The 12,918-nt window shown below is 70.9% G+C and carries 9 protein-coding genes; 3 read left to right on the top strand and 6 right to left on the bottom strand.

Features of this window, described 5'->3' with window-relative positions; genetic code table 11:
- Nucleotides 1-36 precede the first annotated feature (36 nt).
- The 5 genes from ACO0E0_RS13325 to ACO0E0_RS13305 all read right to left on the bottom strand — a co-directional run bounded on the left by ACO0E0_RS13325 (nt 37) and on the right by ACO0E0_RS13305 (nt 6,896).
- Complete coding sequence (locus ACO0E0_RS13325) at nt 37-894, bottom strand: glycosyltransferase family 2 protein (RefSeq protein ID WP_422871921.1); 858 nt, start codon at nt 892-894, stop codon at nt 37-39.
- Nucleotides 891-2,048: a glycosyltransferase family 4 protein gene (locus ACO0E0_RS13320; RefSeq protein WP_422871920.1), complete on the bottom strand. Its 1,158-nt coding sequence runs from the start codon at nt 2,046-2,048 to the stop codon at nt 891-893. The genes ACO0E0_RS13325 and ACO0E0_RS13320 overlap by 4 nt, the downstream gene beginning before the upstream one ends.
- Before the next feature lie 2 nt (nt 2,049-2,050).
- Nucleotides 2,051-3,307, bottom strand: a complete 1,257-nt coding sequence (locus ACO0E0_RS13315; RefSeq protein WP_422871919.1) for an ABC transporter ATP-binding protein — start codon at nt 3,305-3,307, stop codon at nt 2,051-2,053.
- Between the two features lie 25 nt (nt 3,308-3,332).
- On the bottom strand, nt 3,333-4,235 hold the full coding sequence (locus ACO0E0_RS13310) for an ABC transporter permease (RefSeq protein ID WP_422871918.1): 903 nt from the start codon (nt 4,233-4,235) through the stop codon (nt 3,333-3,335).
- 102 nt (nt 4,236-4,337) lie between these two features.
- The gene (locus tag ACO0E0_RS13305; RefSeq protein WP_422871917.1) at nt 4,338-6,896 is read right to left on the bottom strand and encodes a glycosyltransferase; all 2,559 of its coding nucleotides are present in this window, start codon (nt 6,894-6,896) and stop codon (nt 4,338-4,340) included.
- A gap of 126 nt (nt 6,897-7,022) precedes the next feature.
- On the opposite strand from ACO0E0_RS13305, the gene ACO0E0_RS13300 reads away from it, so the two are divergent.
- From ACO0E0_RS13300 to ACO0E0_RS13290, 3 genes are all read left to right on the top strand, one after another.
- The gene (locus tag ACO0E0_RS13300; protein ID WP_422871916.1) at nt 7,023-8,045 is read left to right on the top strand and encodes a glycosyltransferase family 2 protein; all 1,023 of its coding nucleotides are present in this window, start codon (nt 7,023-7,025) and stop codon (nt 8,043-8,045) included.
- Between the two features lie 134 nt (nt 8,046-8,179).
- On the top strand, nt 8,180-10,237 hold the full coding sequence (locus ACO0E0_RS13295) for a hypothetical protein (RefSeq protein WP_422871915.1): 2,058 nt from the start codon (nt 8,180-8,182) through the stop codon (nt 10,235-10,237).
- 80 nt (nt 10,238-10,317) lie between these two features.
- On the top strand, nt 10,318-12,366 hold the full coding sequence (locus ACO0E0_RS13290) for a DUF7657 domain-containing protein (RefSeq protein ID WP_422871914.1): 2,049 nt from the start codon (nt 10,318-10,320) through the stop codon (nt 12,364-12,366).
- Here the strand turns inward: ACO0E0_RS13290 and ACO0E0_RS13285 are convergent.
- Entirely contained in the window at nt 12,351-12,821 is a 471-nt protein-coding gene (locus tag ACO0E0_RS13285; RefSeq protein ID WP_422871913.1) for a GtrA family protein, read from the bottom strand. The genes ACO0E0_RS13290 and ACO0E0_RS13285 overlap by 16 nt on opposite strands.
- Between the last annotated feature and the right edge of the window lie 97 nt (nt 12,822-12,918).

The raw sequence follows: 12,918 nt of genomic DNA, 5'->3' as shown, positions 1-12,918 counted from the left end.
CGGGGTGGGAGTGCGACCGGTCACGGTCCGTGACGGTCACAGCGTGCGGCCGTGCATCCTCGCGCGGACGCCGAGTGCCACACGGAGTGCGACGCGGAGTGGCCAGAGGTACCAGCCCGAGTACTTCGACGCCAGGAACCGGTAGGCGCTCGCGTGGTGGGCTCGCCGCATCGTATCGGACTCGCCGCGCGTGGAGTGCGCACCGACGTGCATGACCTGCGCGGCGGGTTCGTACACGTTGCGGTACCCGGCCCGCCCCAGTCGGTAGCCGAGGTCGACGTCCTCGAAGTACATGAAGTAGCGCTCGTCGAACCCGCCGAGGGCCCGGAACGCGTCGAGCCGGACGAGCAGGCACGCGCCGGAGAGCCACCCCGTGTCGCGGGTCCCCGACCCGTCGCGGTCGCTGTGGTACGCCTGCGTCCACGGGTTCGACGCCCAGACGTTCGCGAAGAGGGCGTGCCCGAGGCCGTTCCGGAGCGACGGGATGCGGCGCGCCGACGGGTACACCGAGCCGTCCGGTTCGACGATCGCCGGGCCGACGGCGCCGATGTCGTCGGACGCGGTGGCGGTCGCGAGCATCGTGTCGACGGCGCCGTCCCCCAGGACGACGTCGGGGTTCGACACGAGCACCCACTCGACACCGTCGGGGAGTGCGGCGACGGCGCGGTTCGTCGCCGAGCCGTATCCCGCGTTCGTGCCGAGCTCGAGGAAGGTCGCTCCGGACGCCTCGGTCGCCGCCCGGAGCGACACCGGGTCCTCGGAGCGGTTGTCCGCGACGATCACCGGGGTCGCCGCCGTCGACGCCTCGGTGGTCGAGGCGAGGAAGTCGGTGAGGTAGCGGCCCGAGTTGTAGCTGACGGTCACGATGCCGACGCGTGCGGGTCTGGCGGTCATCGGGTGAACACCTCGACGTGCACGCGGGCGCACGCCGCCCAGTCGAACGTCCGGGCGCGGGACTCGGCGGCGGAGCCGAGGGCGTCCCGCCGGTCGGTGTCGTCGAGCAGGTCCCGGAGACCCGCTTCGATCCCCGTCGCGGTGGGCTCGACGTAGGCCACGGCGTCGCCGCCGACCTCGGGGATCGCGAGCCGGTCGGTGGTGAGCACGGCGGCGCCGCAGGCCATCGCCTCGAGCACCGGGAGCCCGAAGCCCTCGCCGATGCTCGGGTACGCCACGACGTCCGCCCCGCCGAGCAGACTCCGCAGCTCGTCGACGGGCAGGTACCCGAGGTACCGGACGGGGGATCCCGGTCGGTCCCCGGCGCGCTCGAGCCGTCCGCGGGCCTCCCGGTCCCACCCGAGCCCGCCGGCGACGAGGAGGGGCGGGACGCCCGGCTGCGTCCCGGCGGCGGCCGTCCCCGTCGCGGCGTGCGCCGACAGCCGTTCGTGCGCCGTGATGAGGGAACCGACCTGCTTGCGCGGTTCGACCGTGCCGAGGAACGCGATCCACCCCGTCGACGGGTCGATCCGGTGCGCGCTCCGGAAGGCCTGCAGGTCGGCCGGGGTCGGCCGGTGGAACACGGCCGCGTCGACACCGAGGTGCGCCACGACGTTCGGGACGGGCGTGGTGCCGACGAAGCGGTCGATCTCGGACGCGGTCGCCGCGCTCGGGGTGACGGTCGCCGCGCTCCGGGTCCGGGCGAGGGTGCTCCATCGCCGGAAGAAGGTCCGCTTGAGACGACCGTGCGCCGCCGGGTCGCTGAAGAACGTCGCATCGTGCAGGGTCACCACCGTGCGCCGGGCGCTCACGATGGGGAACGTGTAGTGCGGGGAGTGCAGGACGCGCGACCGGGTGCGCAGGACGACCAGGGGGAGCACGAGTTGCTCCCACAGCAGCCGGACCGGTCGGATCGAGACCGCGGCAGGTGCGGGGTGGTACCGGTGCCCGGGGGCCTCGCCGCGGAGCCACGCCAGGTCCTCGCGCTTCACGACGACGCTGACCGACGTGTCGAGCTCCGCCAACCCGCGGAGGAGGCCGGCGATGTACCGGGCGACACCCCCGCGGTTCGGCGGGATGCTCGTCGCGTCGACGAGGACGGGCAGCGACGGCACCGTCAGGCGGAGATCTCGCGCGCGGAGGTGGTGACGCGGGCCATGCCGGAGTGCCGGTCGTCGTCCGCCATCACGAAGCGTGCCGCTTCGCGGAGGATCGCGATGTGCTCGCCGGACTTCTTCGCGAGGAAGCAGTGGATGAAGTACGAGCCGCCGCCGAACTGCAGGTCCTCGAGGCGGTACTCGACCGTCGCGGTGCCGTGCAGGGGCTCGTGCGTGACGCCGATCTTGCGGCTGTCGGTGCCGTACACGAAGTGCCCGTGGGTGTTCTCGATCTTGAACCCGGAGTGCCACTCCTCGAGCGGGGTGGTGTGCGAGAAGGTCATCTGGATGACGAGGTCGTCACCCGCCTGGAGCTCCTCGCCGGGTGCGCGACCCGGTGACGTGATCCGCACGGACTCGACCTTGCCGGGCGTGGCGTCCTCGTCCGGGTTCGCGGCCTCGGCCTCGGCGATGCGCCGACCCTCGAGGATCTCGCGGAAGTTCTTCACCGCGTGACGGGCCGAACCCTGGAACTTGACCTCGCCGTGGTGGAGCACGACCGCCTGGTCGCACAGCTCCTGGACCTGCCCGAGCGAGTGGCTGACGAGGACGATCGTGCGTCCCTGCTGCTGGAACTCGCGGATCTTGTCGAGGCACTTCTTCTGGAACTGCTCGTCGCCGACGGCGAGGACCTCGTCGACGAGGAGGACGTCGGGGTCCGTCTGGATGGCGACGGAGAACGCCAGTCGGACGTACATGCCCGAGCTGTAGAACTTCACCTGGGTGTCGATGAAGTCGCCGATGCCGGAGAACGCCAGGATGTCGTCGAACTTCTCCTCCGCCTCCTCCTGGGTGAGGCCGTTGATGGCCGCGTTCAGGTAGACGTTCTCGCGGCCGGTGAGGTCCGGGTGCATGCCGGCGCCGAGCTCGATGAGTGCCGCGAGGCGTCCGCGTCGGGTCACCGAGCCGGTGGTCGGCTCGAGGATGCCGCCGATCACCTTGAGGAGCGTCGACTTGCCGGAGCCGTTCGGGCCGAGGAGCCCGATGGTCGTCCCGGCCTTGATCTCGAGGTCGACGTCGCGGAGCGCCCAGAAGTCCTCGCTGTGGCGACGACCGGTGCGGCCGAGCGTGACGATCCGCTCCTTCAGCGAGTTGTCCTTGCGGATCACGAAGCGCTTCGAGACGCCCTGGATGCTCACCACGGTCGGAGCGTCGTGGAACTCGACCTCGTCGGTGTCCGTCGGGACGGAGATGTCGTTGTCGATCGACATGGTCATGGCCTTTCCTGCCCGCTCGTCCTGCTCAGATTTCCTGCGCGAAGTTGCCCTGGAGCCGGGCGAAGACGCGCTGGCAGAAGAACAGCGCGACGAGTCCGACGAGGCCGGCCATCGCCATGCGCATGAGCAGGTGGTCCGGGTACTGCTCCGGGCCGCCCTGGGTCCAGAAGGCCCGGTGGAACCCGAGGATCGCCAACGTGACCGGGTTGTTCTCGTAGAGGCCCAACACCCAGCCGAGCCCGTGCAGCAGCGCCTTGTCGTGCACCATCTGCCACGAGTACACGATCGGCGACGCCCACATGAACAGCATCATGAGGACCTCGACGAGGTACGCCATGTCGCGGAGGTACACGTTGAGTGCCGAGAAGAGCAGCCCGATCGCCGTGGCCCAGATCAGGATGAGGAGGGTCGCCGGGATGAAGAACAGGATGCCGGGGTTCGCGGGGAACACCCCGAGCACGAGGGTCGCGAGGACGAGGATCACGAGCTGGATCGCGAAGTTGAACAGCGCGCCGCCGACGGCCGACAGCGGGTAGATCTCCCGCGGCAGGTAGACCTTCTTCAGGAGCCCGGCGTTCGCGACGACGGAGCCGGTCGCTCCGGACACGATCTCGCTGAACAGGCCGTACAGCGCGAGGCCGGAGAACACGTAGATCGCGAAGCCGGGGATGGCCCGGGCGGACCCGAGGATCTGCCCGAGGATCAGCCAGTAGATGCCGAGCTGCACGAGCGGACGGATGAGGGTCCACGCGAACCCGAGGACGCTGTCCTTGTAGCGCGACTTGAGGTCACGGCGGATGAGCAGGTCGAGCAGCTGACGCTGGCCGAAGATCTCACGGATCGAACCGACCGTGCCACCGGCGGGTCGACCGGCCGGGACCATCGGCTCGTCGCGGAGCCGTTCGAACCTCTCGGAGACGATTGTCATCAGTGCTTACCTCACTCGTCGGACGAACAGGAAACTATACCTCGCTCCGGATCGGAGGAGCCGCTCCGGGACCGTGGTCCGGGGCGTGCCCCCGCGGATCCGTCACACGCCGTTCTTGCTCGCGCGCATCGTGGCGACCCGGTTCCGGACCTTGCCGGCGAGTTCACCCACCCCGCCGTCCGTGAGGTAGTGCTGTGCGAGCTTGATGTCCCGCCGGATGCCGTGCCTGGAGTTGGCGACCTCGTGGAACCGCTGCTCGCGGGACTTGCCGATCTGCGGGACGAGGACGCCGCCGCCGGTCCGCTCGCGCTCGGCGGCCTCGTTGGCGCGGTCCGGCGCCGGGTAGGGGGAGTGCGCGAACGCGATGAGCGGCGCGAGGGCCTTCTCCCAGGTGAAGTCCTCCCGGACGCGTGCGACCTGCTCGCGGGCCGCCGCGATCGCGTCGTCGTCGTACAGCATCTTCTCGATGGCGTCGGCGAGGGCGTCGACGTCGCGCTCGGGGACCGCGACGCCCATGCCCTCGGCCGCCACGAGGTCGCCGAAGCTGTCGCCGCCGGTCGTGACGATCGGCAGGTTCGCCCACATGTAGTCGAGGATGCGCGTGCGGAACGAGAACGTCGTCTCGACGTGCGCGAAGTGCGTGGAGACGCCGGCGTCCGCCTCGAGCAGGTAGTTCTGCCGGTCGTCGAGCGCCACCCACTGCTCGTTGAAGAACACGTGCTTGTTCGTCAGGCCGAGCCGCTCGCTGATCTCGCGGGTCTTCGACACGATCGCCATCTCGGGCACGTCCGGGTTCGGGTGCGCGACACCGAGGAAGAACAGCCGCACGTCGTCGTGCTTCTCAGCGACCTTGCCGATCGCCTCGACGAGGGTCGGGGTGTCGAACCAGTTGTAGATGCCACCGCCCCAGATGATCACCTTGTCGTCGTCGCCGATCCCGGGGGTCACGCCACGGATCGCCTTGCGGGTGTGCGCCGGCGGGGTGGAGTCCATGCCGAACGGCGCGATGTCGATGAGCGACTTGAGGTTCTCGTCCTGCGCGTAGGTGTCCGGGTTGACGCGTCCGACGGCGGCGAGCTGCCCGATCCAGAACAAGCGCTGCCGCTCCGAGGCGCAGAGGAAGTAGTCGCCGCGCTGGAGCTGCTCGTTGACGACCTCGGTGGTGACGAGGACCTGGTTCCGCCACGCGGCGTCGCCCATCTCGCGCCCCTGCTCGAGCTGCTCGAGGTGCATCGGGTCGTAGAGGTCGACGACCATGATCTTGTTCGACGCCTGGAGCGTCAGGAAGTGACGGAGCGCGAAGCCCTGGAAGAAGATGACGTCCGCCCACTCCTCGTGGACCTTCATCGCGCGCTCGTCCTGCAGCCGGACGCGGTGCACCTCGAACTGGTCGGAGGCGCGGTTCGCCACGTTCCAGGTGACGAGGCGGACGTCGCTGTGCTCGCTGAGCGCCTCCGCGATCTTCCAGGCGCGCATGCCCGGGCCGGCCATCTTCTCGCCGAGCGCGTCGCCGGTGATGATCAGGATCCGCTTGCGCATCATCGGCCGGTTCACCGCGAAGGCGTCCTGGATGGCGGCGAAGCCCTCGAGGTAGTAGTCGTTACCGAAGAGCGGGTGGAAGATGTTCCCGAAGAGCCGGAAGACCTCCTTGTCGGTCTTCACGCGGCGGGACTGGATCTCGTTCCGCTGCTCCCGGAGCTTCGGGAGGTCGGCGACGAACTGGTCGATCGCGTACAGGCCCGCGACCGTGTCCTTGTGGATCGGGACGGTCTCCTCGAACTCGTCGTCGGCGCCGGTGAACCGACGGATGTCGAACGACTCGGAGTCGAGCGAGCCCTTCGCCACGGCGCGGCGGGCCAGCAGGGCGAGGGCGGCCGGCAGGAGCGTGCCGAGGCTGGCGTCGTCGAGGTTCTTGTAGAGCAGGTGCAGGGCGTTCCGCTCGAGCAGGTACATCTCGCGGTACTCGCCGAACGACTTCATCGAGCCGTGGTGCTTGTGGTAGACGATCGAGTCCGGGGCGAACCGGACGCGGTATCCGTAGAGGTTCAGGCGCCAGCCGAGGTCGACGTCGTCGTAGAACATGAACAGGTCCTCGTCGAACCCGCCGATGTCGAGGAACAGGGCACGACGCACGAACAGCGCCGACCCGGTGCCGAAGAGGATGTCCTTCTGGACGTCGAACCGGCCGTCGTCCTGCTCGGTCGTGTGGTTCTTGTAGCCCATGCCGAACCAGCTGAGGCCGGCCTCGACGAAGTCGATCGCCTTGCCGTCCCAGTCGAGGACCTTGCTCGCGACCGCGCCGATCCGCGGGCTCGCCCCGAACGCGGCGATGCCCTCGCGGATCCAGTCCTTGCCGGGCTTGGCGTCGTTGTTGAGGAACGCGACGTAGTCGCCGGTGGCCCGCTCCGCTCCGAGGTTCGAACCGCCGGTGAACCCGAGGTTCTCGTCGGAGACGACGAGCGTGACGTTCGCCTGCTCGCCGAGGGCGGCGCGGAGGCGGGTCTCGCTGTCGTCGCCGGAGCCGTTCTCGACCACGACGATCTCGAGCTGCTTCGTCGGCCAGTCGACCTCGTTGAGGCGCGCGACGCACTCGAGGGTGTCGTCGGTTCCGCGGAAGTTGATGATGACGACGGAAACTGTGCCCGGGGTGGTGACGGTCAAGACGAGATCTCCTGCAGCGTTCGGCGATGGTCGGTGGCGCGCGGGCCGAGGACAGTGTAGCCAGGCCCGCTGCGGGGCCCCGGGATGCCGTCGGCGGGCCGCGGTCGCCGATGCGATGATGTCGGGATGCTCGCCTCGGTCATCGTCGTCGATTGGAAGCGCGCCGACCTCACCGTGCGCGCCGTGGAGTCGGTGCTCGCGCAGCGGACCGAGCACGACGTCGAGCTCGTCCTGGTGGTGAACGAGGCCGCCGACGCCGACGTCGAACGGTTCCGGGCGGCGTACCCGCGCGCGGTCGTCGTGCCGGTCGCGACGAACGCCGGGTTCGCCGGGGGCGTGAGCCGGGGGATCGCGGCGTCGACCGGGGAGGTGGTCGTCCTGCTGAACAACGACGCCGTCGCGGACAACGGCTTCGTGGAGGCCGGGCTCGCCACGCTGTCGGCCGCGGGGCCCGGGACCGCGGCCGTCGCGGGCACCGCCGTGCTCGCGGGGACGTTCGCCCCCGCCACGGGATCGCCCGACGGCGACGACCTCGTCGCGGCCGACGGCACCCGCTGGCGCCGGACGAGCCCGGGCGTCACGCTCGTGAACGGCACCGGGGTCGTGCTCACCGTCGACGGCAACGGCCGCGACCGCGACTGGCTGACCCCGATCGAGGGGACCCGCGAGACGACGGTGCTCTTCGGCTTCTCCGGGGGCGCCGCGTTCATCCGTCGGAGCGCGCTGGACGCCGTCGGCGGGTTCGACGACTCCCTGTTCATGTACTACGAGGACGTCGACCTCGCCTGGCGGTTCCGGCTCGCGGGGTACGACGTCGGGCACGCGCCGCACGCGGTCGTGGTCCACCGGCACGGGGGGAGCTCCGGCAGTGACTCGCCCCTGGTGCGCTACCAGAGCCTCCGCAACCGGTTCGCGGTGGTCGTCCGCGACGGCTCCGCCCGACTGGTCGCGCTCGTCACGGTCCGCACCGTGCTCCGGTGGGTCCTCGACGTCGCCCGACCGTCGCGCGCGCAGCTCGCGCCGTCCCAGTGGCGGCGGTTCGCCCGGGAGGCCCGCGGCATCGTCCGGCACGCACGTCGCGCCCGTCGCGCGGACGGCTTCCGCGCGACGGACCGGCGGCGCGTCGAGGGGCTGCTGGCGCGACGCTAGGTCGGCGCGTGCCGTCCGATCTGCGCGTGCCTCCCGATCGGGGGCCGTCGAGGGGCCTGTGTGACGAGAGGGACTCGAGTAATCTCGGGAGACCACTGTGCCCGCACGTGATCCACCGATCGAGGACCGCACCCGTGAAGAAGCTCCTGGCAATGATCGCCGCCGCGTCGGCGGTCGCGTCCGTCCTGGTCGGCATGTCGCTCGCACAGCCGTCCGGACCGGATGCCGCACACGCGCTCAGCGGGTCCTCGTTCGACGCGGGGAACATCATCTCGGACGCGGCCTTCTACGACGGCGGGTCGATGTCGACCGACGCGGTCCAGTCCTTCCTGGTGGCGCAGGGCGGCACGTGCCGGTCGAGCTCGTGCCTCGGCAACGGCCGGTTCTCGATGAACGCCCGGGGTGCCGACGCGATGTGCGCCCCCGTGGCCGGCGGTGCGAGCCTCTCCACCGCGCAGATCATCACCCAGGTCGCCACCGCGTGCGGCATCAGTCCGAAGGTCGTCCTCGTGACGCTGCAGAAGGAGCAGGGGCTCGTCACCGCGACGAACCCGTCCGCGGCGACGCTCCAGAAGGCCATGGGGTACGCGTGTCCGGACACCGGGAACGGGTGTGATCCGGCGTACGCGGGCGTCGGCAACCAGATCTACTGGTCCGCCTGGCAGTGGAAGCGCTACGGCAACCCGGCGGGCACGAGCAACTACTTCACGTGGTTCAACCCGGGCACGCGGCAGGTCCAGTACAACGTCCCGACCTCCTGCGGCACCAAGACGGTGACCGTCGCGAACAAGGCGACCGCCGCGCTGTACTACTACACGCCCTACACACCGAACGCGGCCGCACTCGCCAACCTCTACGGCACCGGCGACTCCTGCTCCGCGTACGGCAACCGCAACTTCTGGCGGATGTACTCCGACTGGTTCGGCGACCCGACGGGCGCCGCGAACCCGATCGGCAGCCTCGACGACGTCACCGCCGGGTTCGACGGCGTCGCGGTCCGTGGCTGGGCGATGGACGCGACCCGCAACGACTCGACGTTCGTCGACGTGTACGTCGACGGTCGGGGCACGCGTCTCACGGCGGACGGGACGCGGACGGACGTCGGGAACGCCTACCCGGGCCGTGGGTCGGCGCACGGGTTCGCCGCGACGGTGGCCGCGTCGGCGGGCGCCCACACGGTCTGCGTCTACGCCATCGGCGTCGACACCTCCCGGAACACGCAGCTCGGGTGCCGCGCCGTGACGGTCCGCGCCGGTTCGCCGGCGGGCTCGCTCGACCAGGTGCAGGCGGCACCCGGCGGCGTCCGTGTGCGCGGGTGGGCGCTCGACGCCGAGACGACGGACCCGATCAACGTCCGGGCCGTCGTCGACGGCACCCCGAGCACCGTCGTCGCGGACACCGCCCGCACCGACGTCGCCGCGGCGTTCCCCGGGAGCGGCGCGCAGCACGGGTTCGACCTCGTCCTCCCGGCGCAGCCCGGCAACCACACCGTCTGCCTCACCGCGGTCAACGTCGGCCAGTACGGCACCGACACACCGCTCGGCGCCTGCCGGACCGTCGGCGTCCCCACCCGTGACGCCTTCGGGTCGGTCGACACGATGACCGCGAGCGGCACGACGTTCACGGTCAGCGGGTGGGCGGTCGACGGCAGTGCGACCGGTCCGACCTTCGCCGACGTCTACATCGACGGCCGCGGCCACCGGCTCACCGCGGACCGGTCCCGCACCGACGTGGGGCGTGCCTACCCGGGGTGGGGGGCCGCGCACGGGTTCAGCGGTTCCTGGACGCTCGCCAAGGGGCCGCACTCGGTGTGCGTGTACGCGATCAGTGCGACCGCGGCGAACACGACGCTCCGCTGCGACACGGTCACCGTCACGAACGACCCGCCGTTCGGCTCGCTCGATGCCATGACCGGGGTCGCCGGGGGGATCGCCGTCCGTGGGTGGGTGATCGACCCCGACACCACGGGCCCGACGTTCGCGGACGTGTACGTCGACGGGCGCGGGGACCGGCTCACCGCCGACCAGACCCGCACCGACGTCGGTCGCGCCCACCCCGCGTCCGGGCCCGATCACGGGTTCTCCGGAACGGTCCGAGCGTCCGCCGGGACGCACTCCGTCTGCGTCTACGCGATCGACACGACCGGCGGCGACAACCCCGTCCTCGCGTGCCGCGCCGTCACGGTCCCCTGAGTCGCGGTCGCCTAGGGTGTCCCTGGCGTGTGCACGCACGCACGCGACCCGAACGCAGACCTGAAGGACCTCCCGCCACCGTGACGACGACAGCGCCCCGCCGATCGCTCCCGCCGATGTTCGACGAGGTCACCCGCAGGTGGACCCGCCTCACCGCCCCACGCCCGTCCGGGTTGCCGAACCTCCTCGTCCTCCTCTGGTTCCCGGTGCTCCTGGTGCTGCTCGGCGTCGTGCTGGTCGCCCTCGGCATCTCGGGCAGCTCGACGGGCGCCTACTGGACCGAGTTCGGGACCGGCCACGACGCGCACCTGCTGGCCGGTCAGCCTCGGGAGATCCGGACCGACGAGTGGCTCGTACAGTCGAGCTGGATCGTGTCGCAGGTCGAGCAGGGCTTCCCGGTCCTCAACCACACCCTGCCCGGCGGCATGGACGCGACGATCCAGAACGACCTGCCCTCCTGGGACTGGTCGAGCGCGTTCCGCCCGCACGTGCTGGGCTTCCTGTTCCTGCCGCTCGACCAGGGCATGGCTGTGCGGTGGTGGCTGCCGGTCATCGCCCTCGTCATCGCCATCCACGCCTTCGTCGTGACACTCCTGCCGCGTCGGCCCGTCCTCGCCGCCGCGGCGGGGCTGGCGGTCGCGCTCTCGCCGCTCGTCCAGTGGTGGTTCCTGCCGACGACGATCTGGCCGGTCGCGTGGGCCTTCGCCGCGTTGACGGCGATCATCTGGTGTCTCCGGTCCGGGACGACCTGGGCGCGGTGGGTGATGTCCGCCGTCGCCGGGTACCTCACGGTGACCATGGTGATGAGCATCTACGTGCCGTTCATGGTGCCGGCCGCGGTCGCCGTCGTTGTCGTCGGCGCCGCGTTCCTCGTCGCGCACGGCCGCGGACTGGTCCTCGACGGCGGCGTCCGCGCCGGAGCCGCGACGCTCCGCACGGTCCGTGCCGTCCTCCCGCTCATCGTCGCCGTGGTCGGTGCCGTGGTGGTCGTGGGCGTGTGGATCGTGACCCGCGCCGCGACGATCCAGGCCGTGCTCGGGACGGTGTACCCGGGTCAGCGGCTCCAGGCGACCGGGCCGGTGTCCTTCGACCTCTCGATCGCGCTGCTCGCCGGACCGTTCATGCGCGCGTCGCAGGACGGATCGGCGGCCGGGCTCGCGGTGAACCAGTCCGAGGCCGCCGTGCCGATCCTCACGGCGGTGTTCCTCGTCCCGGGGCTCGTCTGGTGCCTCGTCCTCGCCGCTCGTCGTCGTCGGGTGGACTGGCCGGCACTCGGGGTGCTCGTGACGCTCGCCCTCGTCACCGCGTTCCTCCAGGTCCCGCACTGGGACCGTCTCGCGCACCTGCTGCTCCTCGACCGGACCACGGACGCGCGCATGCGGCTGGTGTTCGACGTGCTCGCCCCCATCGCGCTGGCGGTCGTGGTGCGGCGCCTCGACGCCGAGCGGACGAGGGCACCGTGGTCGGTCGCGCTCTGGGGACCGGCACTCGTCGTCGGCTCCGTCGCGCTCGTGTACGTGATGCTCCGGACCGGGCACTCGGACGTGATCGACGTGTCACGGGCGTGGAAGCCCGTCACGGTGCTGCTCGCGGTCGGCGTCCTGCTCGTGCTCCGGCGGTGGGCGACGTCCGGCGCGGTGCTCCTCCTCGCCGCCGCGGTCGTCGTCGGGCTCCAGGTGAACCCCGTCTACCGGGGCGTCTACGACCTCAACGACACCAGCGCCGGCAAGGACATCGCCGCGATCGAGGCGAAGCACCCGGACGCGCACTGGGTCGGCATCGGCACCCGGTACGCCACCCCGCTCCTGGTCGAGTCCGGGGTCACCGCCTACAACGGCGTGCAGACGTACCCGCCGCGGAGGATGTGGCACGAGATCGACCCGAAGGGCGTCTACGAGAACGAGTGGAACCGTCTCGCGAACGTCGGCTGGGTGGTCGGCCCGGGTGCGCCGGTCGTCTCGAACCCCTACCGCGACCAGATCCAGGTCACGTTCGACGCCTGCAGCCGGTTCGCGCAGCGGAACGTCGACTACGTCCTGTCCGAGTCGCCCGTCGACAGCTCGTGCCTGACAGAGGTCGACGACGCCCGCCAGGGCGCGAGCGACATCACGATCTACCGGGTCCGCTGACCCTCGTCGGGGAACACCCAGCGGCCGTACGCCCAGTACCGGAACACGGTCGCGAAGACCTGTCCGACGAGGGTCCCGGAGACGTTGTCCGAGATCGGCGAGTGCAGCCCGAGCACGTACCGGGAGAACCCGAGGCAGGCGAGCTGCAGGAGGATCGCGACCACGTTGAGGAGCGCGAAGATCCAGAACGCACCGCGTCGGGGCTCGGCAGCCCGGTCGCGGTAGGTCCAGAGCCGGCTCCCGACGTAGGTGACGACGCTCGCACCGGCGATCGCGATGACCTTGGCGACGAGCGGCACCGCGAAGAGGGGACCGTGCCCGCCCCAGAAGGCGAGGGCGTTGTAGATCGCGGCGTCGACGAGGAACCCGACGCCACCGACGACCAGGAAGCTGCCGCCGCGTCGGAGGTGCCCGACGACCCAGGCCCTGGCACCCGCGGGCGCTGCGCTCGACACGATCGGTTCCTTCCGGGGGCGGGCCTGCCGGGAATTACGCCCCTGCTACCGTTGTCGCGGGCGGATCGGAGCCGCCCGCTGTTCTGCGCCCCGACCT

This window comes from Curtobacterium phyllosphaerae, from assembly GCF_049341865.1.
Classification (GTDB): Bacteria; Actinomycetota; Actinomycetes; order Actinomycetales; family Microbacteriaceae; genus Curtobacterium; species Curtobacterium phyllosphaerae.
Note: the sequence above shows the minus strand (reverse complement) of the source record. Positions and strands in the feature narration are given on the sequence as shown.

Excerpts from the sequence above, each read along its gene's own strand:
- ACO0E0_RS13325 (WP_422871921.1), bottom strand. The coding sequence starts at position 894 with ATGACCGCCAGACCCGCACGCGTCGGCATCGTGACCGTCAGCTACAAC.
- ACO0E0_RS13310 (WP_422871918.1), bottom strand. The coding sequence starts at position 4,235 with ATGACAATCGTCTCCGAGAGGTTCGAACGGCTCCGCGACGAGCCGATG.
- ACO0E0_RS13300 (WP_422871916.1), top strand. The coding sequence starts at position 7,023 with ATGCTCGCCTCGGTCATCGTCGTCGATTGGAAGCGCGCCGACCTCACC.
- ACO0E0_RS13315 (WP_422871919.1), bottom strand. The coding sequence starts at position 3,307 with ATGACCATGTCGATCGACAACGACATCTCCGTCCCGACGGACACCGAC.